Below are 18,028 nucleotides of genomic sequence, written 5' to 3'. Positions count from 1 at the left end.
AAAACCGGGGAATCAATAAAGGACGGGCTGCCCAAAAAGTGCTCGATACCCAACCCGCCGATAAAATTGTTGCCATTGGCGACGATTGGACTGATGAATTCCTCTTCTCTGAACTACCCGACGATGCCATAACCATAAAAGTGGGACTGGCCAAAACGGTAGCAGGTTTTAAAGTAGAAAACTTCTTGGAAGTGCGCGATATGCTCAAACAATTTGCATGCAACGGGGATTCAAAAAAATAAAACAAACCACAGTGCTAAATAAAACAAGGGGTTGCAACCCCTTGTTTTATTTACTGAATTCAGGCACCTCCTTTAAAAACGAATAGCTGCCATTTTCATAATCGATGGCACAAACAAAATGCTGCAAGCCGTTGGAAACAACCACCAACTCAACTTTTAAAGCCATATTGTAACGCACAACCTGATCAAAGGTCTCCTGGTTTATTTTTACGCCCGGTGCTTTAAATTCGGCCACCAAAAACGGCTGCCCCGATCGGCGGTAAATCAACAAATCGAACCTGAACAGTTTCCGGTTCATGGTTATTTGTTTTTCAACAGCCATCAGCGATTGAGGATATTTTTTCTGCCGGATAAGATACTGAATAAAATTCTGACGCACCCACTCCTCGGACGTTAGCGAAACAACCTTTTTCCGCACCTCATCAAATATAAATTTCTTACCTGCTTCTGTTTTAAACCTGAAATTGTTTTCGGGTAAATTCAGTTTTTGCATTTCAAAAAATTATTACTTGCATCCAATTATTGTTTGGCCAAATGTAAAAATGTACTTTTGCGAAAGCCTGTTGTTTTTTGAACAAATTAAACCATTCTTCTGTAATTTTAATTAATGAAAACGAAAAAAGAAATTGTTGAAAACTGGTTGCCGCGCTACACGGGGAAAAACCTGGATGATTTTGGGGAGTTTATTTTGCTTACCAACTTTATGAATTACGTGGAGAAATTTGCGCTGCGTTTCGAGGTACCGGTTGTTGGCAGTGACAAAAATATGCCCAATGCCACTGCCGAAGGAATCAGCATCATCAACTTTGGCATGGGTAGTCCCAATGCTGCAACGGTTATGGATTTACTGGGGGCCATAAACCCCAGGGGAGTTTTATTTCTGGGGAAATGCGGCGGTTTGAAAAAGAAAAACAAACTGGGCGACCTCATTCTGCCCATTGCTGCCATTCGCAACGAAGGGACTTCGGCTGATTACCTTCCGCCCGAGGTGCCGGCACTGCCTGCCTTTAATATTCAGCGTGCCGTTTCGCATATTTTGCGCGAATCGGGAATTGACTACTGGACAGGAGTAGTTTATACTATGAACCGCAGGGTTTGGGAATATGATGAAAAATTTAAAAAGCACCTGACAAAAACCCGGGCAATGGCCATTGACATGGAAACAGCCACGCTTTTCACCGTGGGGTTCGCCAATAAAATTCCCACAGGTGCACTCTTGCTGGTTTCCGATCAGCCCATGATTTCGGCAGGGGTTAAAACAAGCCAAAGCGACAAACTGGTAACCCTCGAATATATCGATATGCATATTCAGGCTGGAATCGATGCACTGCTCGAAATAAAAAACAACGGCCTATCTGTGAAACATTTAAGATTTTAATATGGATTTTGAAACCATTTTAGAGAACCTGAAAAAGAAAATTTATCATCCCATTTACCTGCTACAGGGCGAAGAACCTTATTTTATCGATCAGGTTTCGAATTACATTGAAAAAAATGTGTTAACCGATGCCGAAAAAGGATTTAACCAAAGCATTTTTTACGGGAAAGATTCCGAACCACAAAACATTGCCGAAAGTGCCCTCCGTTTTCCCATGATGGCCGACAGACAAGTGATTATTGTTAAAGAAGCCCAAAGCATGAAAAAAATTGAAGCCCTGGGGAATTATGCCGAAAAACCCATGGCTTCAACAATTCTGGTATTAAACTACAAATACAAAACGCTCGATGCGCGAACCAAACTGGTGAAAGCGATAAAAAAGAACGGAGTAATTCTCACCACCAAAAAAATCTACGAGAACCAGGTACCCGCGTGGATTGACAAGTACCTGAAAAAACACGACTTTACAATTGAACCGCAGGCAGCACAAATTTTAACGGCATATCTCGGAACCGATTTGAGCAAAGTGGCCAACGAACTCAACAAGCTTATAATTGCCGTAAAAGATACCAATCACATCACCCCCGCCCACATCGAAAAAAACATTGGGTTGAGCAAAGATTTCAACCTTTTTGAGTTGCAGGATGCCCTCGGGAGCAGAAACGTTTTTAAAGCCAACCAGATTATTCACTATTTTGGTGCCAACCCCCAGCAACACCCAATTCAGAAAACCACTTCCACCCTGTTTTCCTACTTTTCAAAAATATTTGCGTACCATTTTCTAAAAGATAAATCGGAAAGAAATGCCGTTGCCCAGTTGGGAGGCCATCCGTTTTACATCCGGAAAATTATTGCCGCATCAAAAAAATATAACCCTGCCAAACTGTACGAAATAATTGGTATTTTGCGCGAATACGATATGAAAAGTAAAGGAATGGGCGTTTCGGGCTTAACCGATACCTCCGAGTTGCAAAAAGAAATGATTTATAAAATACTGCACTAAATGATAACATTACTCATAATTGGAATAACGGCGGTGGTGTCGTTTATGGCCTTTCAGAATAATTCGCTGATGGAAAAACTGCAGTTCAATGCTGCAAGGGTTTCGCACCAAAAACAATATTACCGGCTGGTTTCACATGCCTTTATTCATGTGAGCTGGACGCATTTGTTTGTGAACATGTTCGTTTTGTATTTTTTCGGGCGTAGTGTAGAAAACTATTTTGAATACCACTTTGGCAACCGGGCTGTTTTGTATTTTTTAATTCTTTATCTGGGGGGAATACTGGCCTCCAACATCTGGAGCCTGATAAAACATAAAAACGATTATTACTACAACGCGGTGGGGGCATCGGGCGCAGTTTCGGCAGTGCTTTTTGCTTTTATTTTTCTTGAACCGCTCCGAATGATTTACCTGTTTGCAATTATTCCAATCCCGGGAATTCTTTTTGCTGTGGGTTACCTCATTTATTCGTACCAGATGGGTAAAAAACAAGCTGACAACGTGGCACACGATGCCCACTTTTTGGGTGCTGTTTTCGGGTTCATTTTTCCTTTACTGCTGAAACCTTCTTTATTTTCTGATTTTATCGATCAACTGTTCTCTTTTCTGTAAAAATGGATTTTTTAATTGTTAACGGGAAAATTGTAAAAACAAAAGAAACCAACCTCTCGGAATTCATTATTGACGAGCCGTACATTCTTTCACAAAAAATATGGTTTGGATATGGCGGAATCCCGCTTTTTTCAGAAAACATTGAGTTGCTGGCACAGCAGGCTGCAGCAATGAAAATGAACTTACCCCTGGAATTTGAAAACCGGAGGGAACTTTTCAGGATAACCAAACGCATGCTGAACAAAAACAAATTTTACCGCTCCGGACACGTTACTTTTCATCTGTTTCAAACAAAAAACAAAACCGGTTTCGTTGTTACCAGCCAGCCTTTTACCGAGTTTGAATTCCCTTTTTCAGAAGAAGGTATCCTGCTAACTTTTTCAAACCAAAAAAAGGTTTCCGGAAACAACTTTAATCCTTTTGCCTTTTTCAGCAAACCACTTTGGGAAACAACAATTTCCGAGCTCCGAAACACCCATTTTCATAATTCGGTTTTTATGAACGAAAAAAATGAAGTGTGTGAGTGTGCAGGTGCGAATATTTTCCTCATTCAAAAAAATGAAATAATCACACCTCCGTTAAATTCAGGTTGCTACAACGATACTCTCCGCCCAATGATTCTCGATTCGGCACGTAAAATTGGATTAAAAACAAATGAAACCTCGGTTGTAAAAAAAACCGATTTGAAAAAGATGGATGAAATTTTCATTGCTTCTGAACTGACGGGTGTACAGTGGGTTTTAGGTGTTGAAAACAAACGCTTCCTGCATTTCATTTCGGAACGAATTCACAAAAATCTGAGTGAAAATCTAAAAAAGAAAGCGTTGAATTAATTTTATACGATTGTTTCTGCAATTAATTCATGGCCGGGTTTTCGGGAAAATTTTCCCATATTGTGTAGCGTTGCCCCACTTTTTTCACAAATTCGCCCCACGATGCCTGGTCCAGATTGCTCATCACCATTTTTTCATCCACATCGTTTACCAGCCACGAATCTTCTTTTATTTCCTGTTCCAACTGACCGGAATCCCAACCGGAATATCCCACAAAAAAGCGGATATCAGCAGGGTTTAGCGAACCGTTTTTTACCAGTTGTTTCAACACTTCAAAATCGCCTCCCCAATACAAATCGCCCAAAACATGAATACTTCCTGGTAATTTTTCTCCTAATTTATGAATAAAATAAATGGAGTCGGTAGCCACCGGTCCGCCCATGTACACATCCACATCAAATTGGGGGAACCCGGGCAAAATGTCATGAATGGCAACATCTACTTTTTTGTTCAATATAAAACCAACTGCGCCCTTACTACTGTAAGCCACAAGGAAAATTACCGAGCGGTTAAAATAACTACCCGGCAAAAACGGCTCTGCAATTAAAATGCGCCCTTTCCTGGGTGCAACATCGTTTGTTTTAATTCTGAATATGTCTAAATTGTCATTCATACTAATGGCAATATAATAAAAAACAACTTTCTGTCAAACAGTTGTTGAAAGCATTACAAAAATTGTGCGATTTTTTCCGGTGAATTATTCTTCCTCAATTACAATGAAAACATCCTCGTCGGGTTTCGACATGAAATATTGTTCGCGGGCAAATTTCTCCAATTCTTTTTGGCCGGCATTCAGCTCTTCCAGCTTTTGTTTATCGGAGGCAATTTTTTCGTTATAATACTCTTTTTGCTGAACGAGTTCGTTCAGGCGTTGCTTGTTTTCCAGGTTGGCCACAAAACTGTTTTCGTCAAAAAAAAGAAACCATGCCAGAAACAACACCGTGGCAATGAAATACTTATTGCCCAACACCCGCAGCCATTTCTTTTTTCCCGTTTTGTTATTGTCCATGCCCATTTTTATTTGGTTCAAAAATAACACATTAATGGGTTAAAAAAAAGGGAATGAAAAAATTCAATCCCTTTTTTATGAACAAATTATAGTTTAAATTTTTAATCTTCGTCCGGCAGGAAGTTCGGATACATGTAATTTGTTGGTGGCACAAGGTTTTCCTTAATGCTGCGGATTGAAGTCCAGCGCAGTAAATTAAACAACGTACCTGCTTTATCGTTGGTACCCGAACCACGTGCTCCGCCAAACGGTTGCTGGCCAACTATTGCACCGGTAGGCTTATCGTTAATATAAAAATTACCTGCCGTGTTGGTCAGCCGTTTTGTCATTTTCTCGATGTTGTAACGATTTTGTGAAAAAATGGCACCTGTTAATCCATACATTGAAGTTTTGTCGAGAATATCGAGTGTCTCGTCCATTTTGTCATCTTCGTACACATAAATGGTTAAAACCGGTCCGAAGAGTTCTTCCCGCATGGTCACATAATCAGGTTTTTTAGCCTGGATAACCGTAGGCTCTATGAAATAACCTTTCGACTTATCACACTTTCCGCCAAACAGAACTTCCGCATCTTTATCGTCGCGGGCCCTGTCGATGTAGCCTTTCAGCTTATCAAACGAAGCCTCGTCGATAACGGCATTCACAAAGTTGGTAAAATCTTCTGCCGGCCCTATTTTCACTGTTTTAAGGTCTTCACCCAGTTTCTTTTTCACATCGGGCCAAATGCTTTTTGGAATATAAACTCGCGATGCTGCCGAGCATTTTTGCCCCTGGTATTCATAAGCTCCGCGGATCATGGCAGTTACCAGCTCAGGTGTTTTCACCGTGTTATCGGCAAAAATGTAATCTTTACCACCGGTTTCACCAACAATGCGCGGGTACGTTTTATACTTGTAAATATTGTCGCCAATTGTTTTCCAAATTCCCTGGAAAACTTCAGTTGAGCCGGTAAAGTGAATTCCGGCAAAATCGGAATGCGTCAGCACCACATCGGCAACTATCGGTCCTGAAGCATAAACCAGGTTAATTACACCATCGGGAACCCCGGCTTCGCGAAATACTTCCATCACCACACCGGCAGGGTAAACCGCAGTTTTTGAAGGTTTCCAAACCACCACGTTGCCCATCATGGCGGGTGCAGCAGGCAGGTTACCGGCAATAGCTGTAAAGTTGAAAGGAGTTAAGGCGAAAATAAATCCTTCGAGCGGGCGGAACTCGTTGTAGTTCCAAACACCACGAACCGAGCTGGGCTGCATTTTGTATATGTCAGTCATGGCTTTTACACCAAAACGTAAAAAATCTGACAGTTCGCAGGCAGCTTCAATTTCGGCCTGGTACACATTTTTTGATTGCCCCAGCATTGTGGCTGCGTTAATTCGTGCGCGGTACGGCCCCGAAATTAAATCGGCCGCTTTCAGAAAAATGGAAGCACGGTGCTGCCACGACATGTTTGCCCATTCTTCGCGGGCTTCGAGTGCAGCATCAATTGCCATTTCCACATGGCTTGAATCGCCCTGGTTGTAGTGCCCCAGGGTATGTTTTAAGTCGTGAGGTGGCACCATGCGCACTTTGCGATCGGTATAAACATCTTTGCCTCCAATAACCATGGGCAATTCAATCTCCTGCGAACGCAATTCCTGGAGCATTTGTTTTACTTCTGCCCTCTCCGGGCTCCCGGGAGCATAGCTCTTTACCGGTTCGTTTTTTGCTTCGGGTACATTAAAAAATCCTTTTGACATAGTATTTGTATTTTTTATTATTATGTTTTTTATTTTTATGTTTTTTATTTTTATACAAAATTAAAGAATCGAGATTTTCAAAATCATAACAAAAATCAGGGACTTTAATTTTTACTGTCAAATAAATTATTTATAATTAGGGTATTATTAACGGATAGATTAAAACAAAGCAAAAGTCATATTTTGAAATTCAAACCGAAGAGGTTACAATCCAGTTGAATTTAATAAAAAAAGTTCGCTGATTTTTGGCCATTATCTTTATTTTTATGGCATTGAACAAACCTTTATACCATATCATTACAGAAAAACTGTGGACAAATAATCCACCGCAGGAAAAGAAACGGTTTTTTGAACTGCTGGTAACGCTGGCGTTGATTCAGGTTGCCACGCTTGGAAACCTGGCATTTAATTTTTTCAGGCTGGATACCAACCCCTGTCATCTGTGCGATATCGGGCTGGTCCTTTTGGCATTTCTGGCCTTAACGTGTTTGCTTAACAACAGGTTGAACTGCACGCTCAACACATTATTTACCGTTCCGGTTTTTGTTTATGCCTATTTCATTTCCGATTTTTACAACCATGCCCCATTAAACGAAACCGTTTACCTCTCGGTTGCATGGCTGCTGGCCGGTGCATTTTTTCTATTTTACTTCTCAGATTCCGACTCCAAATTAATTCTGTACTGGATAATTTCGCTTTTTGCTATTGGCTTTCATTTACATAAAGCAAACCTGTTTTTTGATTCGTTCTTTACCCCGGGATTACTGGTGCCTCATCCGATGCTGATGTTTATACTAATAAATGCCGGAGTGTTTACATTACGCGCCAAATACAAAAAAACTGTTTCGGGGCTCAACGCAAGGCTGGCGACAACTACCCAGGGAATTTCAAAAGTTATTCAGAACACCGGCCTTTCCGTGGCACAAATTAAGGCCGAAAGAGATGAACAGGGAAATATTGAAAGGTTCCGGATTGAAAGGGTAAATATTGCTTTTGAATCCACTTTTAAAATTAATCTTCATGAAGTAAAAGACCAGGAAGCCAGCTATATTTTCGACCTCATCTTTCATGACGACCATTTCGACCTGAATAAGACCCTGCTTTTTGAAAACCACAAAACGCATGAATTTCATTCCAAAAAACTGGAAAGCTGGTATAAAATCCACGTGTTAAAACCGGAATACAACAAGTTTTATATTCTTTTTGAAGATATTACCAAAGCGAAGAAAAAAATTGCCGAGCTGGAAAGCAGCCGGAAAAGATACAAAGTACTGCTGGAAGCTATCCCCGATATGTTTTTTGTTATTGGGAAAGATGGTACTTACGAAGATTTTGTAATAAAAGAGAGTGACTTGTTTAAAATTGAAGACGTAAATATTGTGGGCAGCACCATTTACGATGTGGGGTTCCCGAAAAACATGGCCGAAAAAATATACGGCTGCATTCAAACCACGCTAAAAAACAACTCGCTCGAAACTATTGAGTATTCGTTGAACACCCCCAATGGTACTTATCTTTTTGAAATGCGGCTGGCCAAACTGAATGCCCGCTCGGTAATTTCGGTAGCACGCGACATTACCCGCCGGAAAAATGCCGAATTCAGCCTTGAAAAAGCAAAGAAAAAAGCAGAGGAATCCGACCGGTTAAAATCGGCATTCCTTGCCAACCTGTCGCATGAAATTCGGACCCCGTTGAACATTATCACCAATTTTACACGAATGCTGGCCGACACCGAGCTGGAAAATACAGAACGCACCGAACTGGCCGATGCCATTTCGCAAAACGGCACGCAGCTGCTCAACATGATTGACAACACCATTCACCTGTCGAAAATTGAAACGGATGCAGTTAAGGTACAACCTTCATTCTGCAAAGTAAATACCCTGATGCGCGATATATACAATCGCTTTAAACCACTTATCCCTGATTCACGACAGGTAAAACTCAACCTCGATATCGATGTTCCCAATCCTGCTTTTGGCTTTATAACCGATTCGCGCCTGCTGAGCGAAGTGCTGCTAATCCTGGTTGACAATGCCATAAAGTACACCCAAAAAGGCGAAATTTACATTGGTTACGAAATGCTGCGCAACGAGCAGGTCAAATTTATTGTTTCCGATACCGGCATTGGCATTCCCGAAGAAGAAAAAGAAAATATTTTCAGCCGCTTCTACCGGGTAAAAAACGAAATCAACGACATCACCTCCGGTTCAGGACTTGGGTTGCCCATCGCACAACATTACGTGCTGCTCTTAGACGGGGAACTTCAGTTGGAAACAACACCGGGCAAAGGCACTTCATTCAGTTTTTTACTGCCTTTTAAAGAAGGCGAAGGGTATTTGAAGATTGTAAGTTGAAATTAATCAGATAAAAAATCAGGGATATGAACCCCGGATTTGTAATCAATTCTATTCCATCAAAAAAAACTCATCTGCCAATATCAGTTTTCACCTCTTCACAATTTTAAAAGTTTGCAGCGGACGGCTGTTTTCTCCGGTTAATTTCAGAAGATAAGAGCCGCTTGCCCGGTTTTCAATACTGAGTTTTGTGGTCTTGTTCATGATTTTGCCTTCCATAAGCTTCTTGCCCGATAAACTGAACAATGCATATTCCGCGTTTTGCAAAAATCGTTCGGAATAAATCGTAACAAACTCCCATGTAGGATTGGGATACACTTCAATATTCAAATCGTCGGCAAAAATTTCGGCGGAAGTAACTGTAAGTTTTGGCTGATGAAATCCCTGGGTGAGAGAATGACTGCCGGACGAACTGGTTTCAATAATCGTCTCACCAATAGTCCAGCTCACTTCATATTCTGCAGCAGATTTTGTTTCACCCCCGGGCAATATAACCGAATTTCCGTCTGAAATAGTTAAATCATTTCCGCTGACTGAAAGCGTTTGGATTTCGTTGGCGGGATCAGTATTCGTATCTTTTACCTCTTCATTTTCAACAGTTTGTGTACAAAAAGCATAAGAAACAGCCAACAACTGAGTTGTGCTGAGCCCTGAAAACGAACTGCCGCCATCAGGGTCAAACTCCACTTTAATAAAAGAACTAATATTTTTGAAAGAATTCAATTTTATCTTTAGTTTTGAAACGAACTAACAGCAGCAAACTGGCGAATGAATAGCCTTAAAAATCCATTACTGTTTTGATGCCCCTCGAAGGATATATCGTGGTGGCAGTGATTCTTTTAATCATTGTAGCGCTGGCAAAAGAGGTTATGCGCCCGGGGCTGGTATTCTTCTCGGCTTCGGTTATTTTAATGGCCACCGGCATTATTACCAACGAGGAAATGATTGCCGGATTTTCCAACAAAGGGATGATTACTGTTGGAGTGCTCTTCCTTGTAAGTGAAGGCATCAGGCAATCGGGAATGCTCAACCGGCTGGCACAAACCTACCTGCCGCGCAAAAGAGGAAAAATGGTTTTTCTGCTGCCCCGAATTATGCTGCCGGTTTCGGTTTTGTCAGCTTTCCTTAACAATACACCGGTGGTAATAATTTTTGCCCCAATTATTAAAAAGTGGTCAGAAAAACTGAACCTTTCCTATAAAAAGTTCCTGATACCACTTTCATATGCCACAATACTTGGCGGAATGTGCACATTGATTGGGACCTCGACCAACCTGGTTGTACATGGTTTAATTTTAGAAAACGGGTACGAGGGTTTTGGCATGTTCGAACTGGGTAAAGTGGGACTTTTTATCGCAGTTATCGGCACAATTTACATGGCCATAGCCGGAAACAAATTACTTCCCGGGAAAAAAATTCTTTTTAATTCCAAAAGTTCCATCGATTTAAAAGATTACTATTACGATATCACCATTCCTGAAAACAGCAATTTTATTGGCCTTGAGATTAAAAATGGCCGGATGAAAGAACTCAAAAAAATGGTGGTAATTTGCATAAACCGCGATGGAAATACCATAGAAACAAAAAAGGGAACATTTAAAATCAGGCCCAACGATAAAATGCTGGTGGCCGGAAAATCAGACCGGCTCAATTTTATACTGGCCAGCGACAACCTAAAACTCACAGGAATTGACCTGATAAAAAATGTTCCGAGAAACAAACTCAAACAATACGAAGCGGTAATTTCTCCGCGCTTTCCGGGAGTGGGAAAAACCATTTCCGAATTCAACTTCTACGAGCACTACCAGGCAGTGGTGCTGGCCATACACCGAAACGGAGAACGTATTACTTCAAATCTCGATAAGCTGAAACTCAAATCGGGCGACAACCTGGTTTTGCTGACAACCGAAAAATTTATTCAGAACTGGGGTGAGTCGAAAATATTTTACCTCACCTCCTACATTCGCGATTACCGCACAACCGGAAGTTTCTGGAAAAAATGGCTGGCGTTCATTATCCTTATTTTGATGATAATTGGCGCAACAGTGGGCCGCCATTTTCATTCACCGGCAGGCCTCACTTTCGATATGTTTTTCTTTTCGGTGCTGGCAGCTGTACTTTTAGTCTGGCTGAAAATTATGCCTCACCAAAAATACACCAAAGCCATCAGCTGGGACGTATTGATTACCATTGCCTGCGCTTTTGCCATTAGCAAATCGATGCAAAATTCAGGAGCTGCCGAAGCACTGGCCCGAAGCACTGTAAATTTCGCCCGTGGGTTTGGCCCCATGGGAGTATTGGCAGCAGTTTATATCCTTACAACTATTTTTACCGAAATAGTTACCAATAATGCAGCGGCAGCACTGGTTTTTCCAATTGCCCTTGCAGCTGCACAGCAACTCAATGTGGATCCCAAACCATTTTTTGTGGCCATCGCAATAGCAGCATCTGCAAGCTTCTCAACGCCAATTGGCTACCAAACCAACCTCATTGTGCAGGCAATTGGCAATTATAAATTTACCGATTACCTGAAAATTGGTATTCCGCTTAATTTACTTGCTTTCGTTCTTTCGTTGCTGTTAATTCCCTTTTTCTGGAACTTTTGAAAATTAAACTTTGCAATAAATTAAGGAACACCACTACCCAAAAATACGGGTTGGAATAAAAGTTTTATCTTTGCTTGCTCAATAAAATAGTTGAAAACAAATTACATTTTACCAGTTTCATGAAGGAATACAATTTAACGAACCTGCGCGAGCTCGAAGCCGAGTCCATCCATATTATCCGCGAGGTAGCAGCGGAATTCGAAAACCCGGTAATGCTCTACTCCATTGGGAAAGACTCTTCGGTAATGGTGCGCCTGGCCGAGAAAGCTTTTTACCCGGGGAAAGTACCGTTCCCGCTGATGCACATCGACTCCAAATGGAAATTTCGCGAAATGGTGGAATTCCGCGACAGGTACGCCAAAGAAAAAGGTTGGAACCTGATTGTGCATTACAATAAAGAAGGCTACGAAAAAGGAATAGGGCCGTTTACCCACGGCAGCAAAGTGCACACCGATGTGATGAAAACACAGGCTCTGCTCGAAGGGTTATCGAAATACAAATTTGACGCTGCCTTTGGTGGCGCCCGCCGCGACGAGGAAAAATCGCGTGCCAAAGAGCGCATATTCTCCTTCCGCGACCGTTTCCACCAGTGGGATCCGAAAAACCAGCGTCCGGAACTCTGGAACATCTACAATGCCCGCGTGCATAAAGGCGAATCCATCCGGGTTTTCCCGCTGAGTAACTGGACTGAACTCGACATTTGGCAATATATCCGTTTGGAAGAAATCCCCATTGTTCCGCTCTATTTTGCCAAAGAGAGGCCCATTGTTGACATGGACGGCAACCTGATTATGGTGGACGACGACCGCATGCCAAAAGAACTGGCCGAAAAAGCCCAAATGCGAAAAGTACGCTTCCGCACCCTCGGCTGCTATCCGCTCACCGGTGCCGTGGAATCAGAAGCCGATACCATTGAAAAAATTGTGGAAGAGATGATGACCGTCACCAAATCGGAACGCACCACCCGCGTTATCGATTTTGACCAGGATGCCAGTATGGAGCAAAAGAAAAGAGAGGGGTATTTTTAGGGAAAATGGTGCAAGGGGCATGAGACCACCGCGGCTCCTTCGTCGCCTCGTGGAATCTTACACCGAATAATATATAGTGCACGGACATCCCTGCACAAAACAAAATTCTTGGCACGACTTTGCGAGGGAGGAACGACCGCGGCAAACTTAAAAAACATAGCACTTAGAATATTATGCAAAACATCAACTTAGACATAAAACAGTTTCTCGACCAGGACCAAAAGAAAGACCTGCTGCGTCTTTTAACCGCCGGCTCCGTTGACGACGGCAAATCAACCCTCATCGGCCGCCTGATGTTCGACAGTAAAATGTTGTACGAAGACCAGCTTTCGGCACTGGAACACGACAGTAAACGCATGGGGCATGCCGGCGAAGACATCGACTACGCCCTGCTGCTCGACGGACTGAAAGCAGAACGGGAGCAGGGAATAACCATCGACGTGGCCTACCGCTATTTCTCCACGGCAAAACGGAAATTCATTATTGCGGACACACCCGGGCACGAGCAGTACACCCGAAACATGATTACCGGTGGTTCCACGGCCAACCTGGCCATCATCCTCATCGATGCCACCAAAGGCGTGATTACCCAAACCCGGCGCCACACGTTTTTGGCTTCGTTGCTCGGTATTCAGCATGTTGTGCTGGCCGTGAACAAAATGGATTTGGTGGATTTCAACCAAAAAGTGTTCGACGATATTTGTGCCGACTACAAAAAATTTGTGACCAAGTTGGATATTCCCGATGTCAACTTCATTCCGCTTTCTGCGTTGAAAGGCGACAACGTGGTGGACATTTCTGACAAAATGCCCTGGTATCACGGCAAAAGCATGCTCGAATTTCTGGAAAGTGTTCACGTGAGCAGCGACCGCAACTACGACGATTTCCGTTTCCCGGTGCAGTACGTGCTGCGCCCCGACCGCGATTTCCGGGGATTCTCGGGCAGAATAGCATCCGGGATTGTCCGCCCCGGCGACAAAGTGATGGCGCTCCCCTCACGAAAAATATCGAAAGTGAAAGCCATCCCTACCTATGATGGAAATCTCGAAAAAGCATTCCCACCGCAATCGGTAACGTTGGAGTTAGAAGATGAAATTGATATTTCGCGCGGTGAAATGCTGGTTGCCCCTGACAACCTGCCCCGCATGGAACGCCATTTTGAAGCGATGCTGGTTTGGATGGACGAAGAAGCGTTGGACACTTCCACCCAGTTTTTCCTGAAACAAAATACCAATACCACACGCGCCCGCATCGACATGTTGCGCTACAAAGTGGATGTGAACACCCTCGATAAATCGGAAATGGAATACCTGGAACTCAACGAAATTGGCAGGGCAGTTTTTACCACGGCCAAAACATTGTTTTTCGATCCGTACAAAAAGAACAAAAATACAGGGGCATTTATCCTGATTCACCCGGTTACCAACACCACGGTGGCCGTGGGAATGATAATCGACAAAATGAGTTCTGACGAACTGCCTTCGCGGATTACCGATACCGAAAAAGAAAAAATTGACAGCGGAATCGGGCTAATCTCAGGCAGTGAATACCAGAAACGATACAACCAGAAAGGCGAAACCATCTGGATTACCGGCCTGCATGGGTCAGGTAAAAACCTCCTGGCCTTCAGCCTCGAAAAACGGTTGTTCCAGTTGGGAGCCACAGTTGTTTTGCTCGATGGAAGTACCATCCGTTCGGGACTTTCGCGTGAACTCGACTTCTCGCCAACCGACCGTGCCGAGCACCTGCGCCGCGTGGCACACATTGCCAAATTATTGAACGACCAGGGCATTATCGCCATCTGCTCGTTTATTTCGCCCTCCGACAACATTCGCCGGCAATGCGCTCAGGTAATAGGTGAAGAACGGTTTCACCTTGTCCACATGGATGCCAGCATGGATTATTGCAAAAATAACAAGCCAAAACTTTATCAGTTAGCAGAAGAAGGAGAACTGCGCCACATGCCGGGTGTGGATGAAAAATTTGAAGTACCGGAAAATGCAGTGCTCAAACTGAACCCGGAAGAGGACGGGCAAAACACGGAACGAATTATTGAATATCTGGCGGAGAAAAAGGTTTTTCCGTTGCATTAAATTTATGTAGAGACACACGATGGTGCGTCTCTGCCACCAAAAGATATCATCATGAAAACTCTAATTACCGGTTCAGCCGGATTCATCGGCTTTCACCTTGTTCAGAGCCTTCTTAAAACGGGTGCTGAAGTTGTGGGAATCGACAACATAAACGATTATTACGATCCGGAACTGAAATTTTCGCGGCTGAACGAAGCCGGAATTTCGCGCAAAGCAGAGAACTGGCACCAACCGGTTAAAAGCGAAAAAAATCCAAATTATACTTTCATCAGAATGAATTTGGAAGACCGCACCGAAATGGAGCGGCTTTTCGAAACCGAAAAATTCGATGTGGTGTGTAACCTCGCGGCGCAGGCGGGTGTACGGTACAGCCTTGAAAATCCGCATGCTTACATCAACAGTAATATAGTAGGTTTTTTGAATATCCTGGAAGGATGCCGCCACAACGGAGTAAAGCATTTGGTTTATGCCAGTTCATCCAGTGTTTACGGGAACAATAAAAAAATGCCGCTATCAACCGATGATCCGGTGGATAATCCTGTCAGCCTGTATGCCGCTACCAAAAAAAGCAACGAACTGATGGCCCACACGTACAGCCATTTATACGGAATGCCTTCCACCGGACTACGTTTCTTCACTGTTTACGGTCCGTGGGGCCGGCCCGACATGGCTTACTTCCTTTTTACCAAAGCAATACTCGAAAATAAGCCGATAAAGATTTTCAATCACGGCGATTTGTACCGCGATTTTACCTACATCGACGACATTGTAAAAGGCATAACAAAAATTTTAAATAAGCCCCCACAAACTTCCTCCAGGGGGAAGGAAAAAAAAGTTCCGTATAAAATTTATAATATCGGGAATTCAAATCCTGTAAAACTGATGGACTTTATCGAGACCATTGAAAAAGCCTGGGGAAAAGAGGCGCTGAAAGAATTCCACGACATGCAGCCCGGCGATGTATATAAAACTTTTGCCGATGTACGCGCCCTGGAAAATGATTTTGATTACGCACCCAAAACTACGATTGAAGAAGGCATTTCCGAATTTGTAAATTGGTATTCGGCTTATTACAAGAAGTAAGGGTTTGTCACAAAATAACTTAATCATTCAGGGGTTCTTCCCTGAAAAGTCATAGTCTCACTCAAAGTGAGGCTATGACTACTCCCCCGCGAATACGTCATTATAAATCTCTGTTACACAACATCCATTTTCCAGGGTTACCTTTTGCCTCTTTTCTGAACATATATACAGAAACACAATACCAATAATTTAAAAAACCAGGAGGCACGCAACCAAATCCCAACTTTCAGCATCTTAACAAACAAAACAACAATTTTAAAACCAATAGCATGATGAAACACGGCCCATAATCACCATTTAAACGAAGATTTCCCGGAAAACCACAAGGTGGAAATCCTCCGGAAACATGCCAACCAAAGGCAAAGAAACCGACCCGATTTGCTCTCCTGCCTGGTAGCTTCGGTTACCTGGAATATCAAAAAGTACTCTGTACTATTTACTCACTACTAAATACTTGAAATAATGAAAACAAAAAAATTGAAATTACTTACTATTTTTTTGCTCCTGTTGCCTTTTTTTACGATTATGTTGGGGGCAGGATGCGAAAAGGATGATAAGGACTCTTCTAAAATTGGTAATGTTATATTTTATACTAATGCACAAGCAATGCTTAATTGTGGCTCCTTCAATGTCGATGTGTATGTTGAAAATGATTCTATTGGTTCAATATCTGAACCGTATGTGGATAGCACTTATCCAGATTGTATAAATTCAACAATGACTGTTAAACTGGAAAACAAAGTGGGTATTTATAATTATACTGCCAGAATGGATTGTGGTCAATATGGAGAGTGGAAAGGTGAATTAGAGATTTTATCTGATTCATGCTCTTATGTTTTCTTAGATATTAATAATTGCAATCCCAAAAACGACTAAATCAATATTATCATGAAAAAAATCATTTTGTCATCAGCTTTATTGCTGTTTTTACTCGGCAATTCGTTTGGACAAACCTCAATTTCTGAGGCTACCAAAAAAATAAATGAATTTATTAGCGAATTACAAATAGGAGAATATCTTCTATATCAAAATCCTGAGATTGTTAAATCTGAGACAGAATTAGTAACTTTTTTAAAAAGAGTGATGCACTTTTACTAAAATCAGGATTAACACCTGCCAACTGTTATGCTGTAATTATTAGCGGTGGTTTCGATATGGCTAATAATTGGCAAAGATATTGGAATGATTGCTCAGCTATTTATTCTGCACTTGTCGATGTATATAATTATGAGGATGACCATATTTACACGATTATGTCTGACGGCACGAGCACCGCTAATGACAGACGAATTAGTGGAGGCTATGATTCCTCTCCTTTGGATTTAGATGGTGATGGGGATAATGATATTCAATTCTCAGCAACAAGATCAAACATTACAACAGTATTTAACACTTTATCTGGTTTATTAGACAGCGATGATTATTTATTCATTTTCGTAACAGACCATGGAGACCAAGAAAGCGGGCAAGATGCTTTAATTTATTTATGGGGCGAAACAATCAGAGATGACCAATTTGCAACAGAGGTTAATAAAGTTAATGCAGGAGAAATTAGCATCGTAATGGGGCAATGCTATAGCGGAGGATTTGTTGATGATTTAACAAGCTTAAATCGTGTTATTGCCACTGCTTGCGATTTTGATGAACCGTCTTGTGGTATGGGATATTATACATATGATGAATTTGTCTTTGATTGGATTGCCGCGGTTGCTGGAGAAGACCCAAATGGAAATGCGGTTGATGCTGATGATAATAATGATGGTTTTATCAGTATGCAAGAGGCATTTGATTATGCAGAAACACATGATGCCTGTTCTGAGACACCCCAATATTCGTCTTCTCCTACTGACCTTGGAACAAAATTAGCAGTTGAAGGTTCAATTATATATATTACCGGCCCCTCTTATGTCTGCACTTCGGGTACTGAATTTTTTATTGAAAACGCGGATGGCGATACCATTGAATGGGACCAAAGCTCTAATATTTACCGGGATTCGCCTCAGGGCTCAAATCCTTGTACTTTTTCAGCTGTTGGATACGGAAAT

Annotated in this window: 18 protein-coding genes; 13 read left to right on the top strand and 5 right to left on the bottom strand. The window is 42.2% G+C overall.

What is annotated here, in order from left to right:
• Nucleotides 1-242: hypothetical protein (locus ACTCNA_RS14240; RefSeq protein ID WP_462948597.1), on the top strand; the 242-nt coding region annotated here is incomplete at its 5' end.
• Nucleotides 243-288: 46 nt separating this feature from the next.
• Here the strand turns inward: ACTCNA_RS14240 and ACTCNA_RS14235 are convergent.
• Nucleotides 289-735 carry a type I restriction enzyme HsdR N-terminal domain-containing protein gene (locus ACTCNA_RS14235; RefSeq protein WP_462948596.1) on the bottom strand — a complete coding sequence of 149 codons (447 nt, stop codon included), beginning with the start codon at nt 733-735 and terminating at the stop codon, nt 289-291.
• Between the two features lie 114 nt (nt 736-849).
• Between ACTCNA_RS14235 and ACTCNA_RS14230 the strand changes: the two genes are divergently transcribed.
• From ACTCNA_RS14230 to ACTCNA_RS14215, 4 genes are read left to right on the top strand one after another with little or no spacing between them, the layout of a single operon-like run.
• Nucleotides 850-1,620, top strand: coding sequence for an AMP nucleosidase (locus tag ACTCNA_RS14230; protein ID WP_462948595.1), 771 nt, complete (start codon nt 850-852; stop codon nt 1,618-1,620).
• A gap of 1 nt (nt 1,621) precedes the next feature.
• Complete coding sequence (gene holA / locus ACTCNA_RS14225; protein ID WP_462948594.1) at nt 1,622-2,623, top strand: DNA polymerase III subunit delta; 1,002 nt, start codon at nt 1,622-1,624, stop codon at nt 2,621-2,623.
• Nucleotides 2,624-3,235: a rhomboid family intramembrane serine protease gene (locus tag ACTCNA_RS14220; protein ID WP_462948593.1), complete on the top strand. Its 612-nt coding sequence runs from the start codon at nt 2,624-2,626 to the stop codon at nt 3,233-3,235.
• 2 nt (nt 3,236-3,237) lie between these two features.
• A complete protein-coding gene (locus ACTCNA_RS14215) occupies nt 3,238-4,068 on the top strand; it encodes an aminotransferase class IV (RefSeq protein ID WP_462948592.1) in 831 nt (276 codons plus the stop codon).
• Between the two features lie 22 nt (nt 4,069-4,090).
• Here ACTCNA_RS14215 and ACTCNA_RS14210 read toward each other — a convergent pair whose 3' ends face one another.
• The 3 genes from ACTCNA_RS14210 to pruA all read right to left on the bottom strand — a co-directional run bounded on the left by ACTCNA_RS14210 (nt 4,091) and on the right by pruA (nt 6,816).
• Nucleotides 4,091-4,681: a YqgE/AlgH family protein gene (locus tag ACTCNA_RS14210; protein ID WP_462948591.1), complete on the bottom strand. Its 591-nt coding sequence runs from the start codon at nt 4,679-4,681 to the stop codon at nt 4,091-4,093.
• A gap of 84 nt (nt 4,682-4,765) precedes the next feature.
• A complete protein-coding gene (locus ACTCNA_RS14205; protein ID WP_462948590.1) occupies nt 4,766-5,077 on the bottom strand; it encodes an FtsB family cell division protein in 312 nt (103 codons plus the stop codon).
• 101 nt (nt 5,078-5,178) lie between these two features.
• On the bottom strand, nt 5,179-6,816 hold the full coding sequence (gene pruA, locus ACTCNA_RS14200; RefSeq protein WP_462948589.1) for an L-glutamate gamma-semialdehyde dehydrogenase: 1,638 nt from the start codon (nt 6,814-6,816) through the stop codon (nt 5,179-5,181).
• Nucleotides 6,817-7,082: 266 nt separating this feature from the next.
• Between pruA and ACTCNA_RS14195 the strand changes: the two genes are divergently transcribed.
• Nucleotides 7,083-9,173: a PAS domain-containing sensor histidine kinase gene (locus ACTCNA_RS14195; protein ID WP_462948588.1), complete on the top strand. Its 2,091-nt coding sequence runs from the start codon at nt 7,083-7,085 to the stop codon at nt 9,171-9,173.
• A gap of 90 nt (nt 9,174-9,263) precedes the next feature.
• Here ACTCNA_RS14195 and ACTCNA_RS14190 read toward each other — a convergent pair whose 3' ends face one another.
• Nucleotides 9,264-9,896, bottom strand: a complete 633-nt coding sequence (locus tag ACTCNA_RS14190; protein WP_462948587.1) for a T9SS type A sorting domain-containing protein — start codon at nt 9,894-9,896, stop codon at nt 9,264-9,266.
• 77 nt (nt 9,897-9,973) lie between these two features.
• On the opposite strand from ACTCNA_RS14190, the gene ACTCNA_RS14185 reads away from it, so the two are divergent.
• From ACTCNA_RS14185 to ACTCNA_RS14155, 7 genes are all read left to right on the top strand, one after another.
• Complete coding sequence (locus ACTCNA_RS14185; RefSeq protein WP_462948586.1) at nt 9,974-11,779, top strand: SLC13 family permease; 1,806 nt, start codon at nt 9,974-9,976, stop codon at nt 11,777-11,779.
• 119 nt (nt 11,780-11,898) lie between these two features.
• Entirely contained in the window at nt 11,899-12,807 is a 909-nt protein-coding gene (cysD, locus tag ACTCNA_RS14180) for a sulfate adenylyltransferase subunit CysD (RefSeq protein WP_462948585.1), read from the top strand.
• Between the two features lie 173 nt (nt 12,808-12,980).
• Nucleotides 12,981-14,900, top strand: a complete 1,920-nt coding sequence (gene cysN / locus ACTCNA_RS14175; RefSeq protein ID WP_462948584.1) for a sulfate adenylyltransferase subunit CysN — start codon at nt 12,981-12,983, stop codon at nt 14,898-14,900.
• Between the two features lie 51 nt (nt 14,901-14,951).
• Nucleotides 14,952-15,983 carry an NAD-dependent epimerase gene (locus ACTCNA_RS14170; RefSeq protein WP_462948583.1) on the top strand — a complete coding sequence of 344 codons (1,032 nt, stop codon included), beginning with the start codon at nt 14,952-14,954 and terminating at the stop codon, nt 15,981-15,983.
• A gap of 462 nt (nt 15,984-16,445) precedes the next feature.
• A complete protein-coding gene (locus tag ACTCNA_RS14165) occupies nt 16,446-16,859 on the top strand; it encodes a hypothetical protein (protein ID WP_462948582.1) in 414 nt (137 codons plus the stop codon).
• Nucleotides 16,860-16,871: 12 nt separating this feature from the next.
• Nucleotides 16,872-17,081, top strand: coding sequence for a hypothetical protein (locus tag ACTCNA_RS14160; RefSeq protein WP_462948581.1), 210 nt, complete (start codon nt 16,872-16,874; stop codon nt 17,079-17,081).
• The coding region (locus ACTCNA_RS14155) for a C13 family peptidase (RefSeq protein ID WP_462948598.1) at nt 17,042-18,028 on the top strand (987 nt) is incomplete at its 3' end. The genes ACTCNA_RS14160 and ACTCNA_RS14155, both read left to right, overlap by 40 nt.

It is taken from the genome of Tangfeifania sp. (assembly GCF_055108615.1).
The sequence above is the reverse complement of the archived record's forward strand: the minus strand, read 5'-3'. Positions and strand labels throughout refer to the sequence as shown.

What these genes read in the sequence shown, in the direction of transcription:
- ACTCNA_RS14235 (WP_462948596.1), bottom strand. Translation starts at nt 735, where the DNA reads ATGCAAAAACTGAATTTACCCGAAAACAATTTCAGGTTTAAAACAGAA.
- ACTCNA_RS14230 (WP_462948595.1), top strand. Translation starts at nt 850, where the DNA reads ATGAAAACGAAAAAAGAAATTGTTGAAAACTGGTTGCCGCGCTACACG.
- holA (WP_462948594.1), top strand. Translation starts at nt 1,622, where the DNA reads ATGGATTTTGAAACCATTTTAGAGAACCTGAAAAAGAAAATTTATCAT.
- ACTCNA_RS14220 (WP_462948593.1), top strand. Translation starts at nt 2,624, where the DNA reads ATGATAACATTACTCATAATTGGAATAACGGCGGTGGTGTCGTTTATG.
- ACTCNA_RS14215 (WP_462948592.1), top strand. Translation starts at nt 3,238, where the DNA reads ATGGATTTTTTAATTGTTAACGGGAAAATTGTAAAAACAAAAGAAACC.
- ACTCNA_RS14210 (WP_462948591.1), bottom strand. Translation starts at nt 4,681, where the DNA reads ATGAATGACAATTTAGACATATTCAGAATTAAAACAAACGATGTTGCA.
- ACTCNA_RS14205 (WP_462948590.1), bottom strand. Translation starts at nt 5,077, where the DNA reads ATGGACAATAACAAAACGGGAAAAAAGAAATGGCTGCGGGTGTTGGGC.
- pruA (WP_462948589.1), bottom strand. Translation starts at nt 6,816, where the DNA reads ATGTCAAAAGGATTTTTTAATGTACCCGAAGCAAAAAACGAACCGGTA.
- ACTCNA_RS14195 (WP_462948588.1), top strand. Translation starts at nt 7,083, where the DNA reads ATGGCATTGAACAAACCTTTATACCATATCATTACAGAAAAACTGTGG.
- ACTCNA_RS14185 (WP_462948586.1), top strand. Translation starts at nt 9,974, where the DNA reads ATGCCCCTCGAAGGATATATCGTGGTGGCAGTGATTCTTTTAATCATT.
- cysD (WP_462948585.1), top strand. Translation starts at nt 11,899, where the DNA reads ATGAAGGAATACAATTTAACGAACCTGCGCGAGCTCGAAGCCGAGTCC.
- cysN (WP_462948584.1), top strand. Translation starts at nt 12,981, where the DNA reads ATGCAAAACATCAACTTAGACATAAAACAGTTTCTCGACCAGGACCAA.
- ACTCNA_RS14170 (WP_462948583.1), top strand. Translation starts at nt 14,952, where the DNA reads ATGAAAACTCTAATTACCGGTTCAGCCGGATTCATCGGCTTTCACCTT.
- ACTCNA_RS14165 (WP_462948582.1), top strand. Translation starts at nt 16,446, where the DNA reads ATGAAAACAAAAAAATTGAAATTACTTACTATTTTTTTGCTCCTGTTG.
- ACTCNA_RS14160 (WP_462948581.1), top strand. Translation starts at nt 16,872, where the DNA reads ATGAAAAAAATCATTTTGTCATCAGCTTTATTGCTGTTTTTACTCGGC.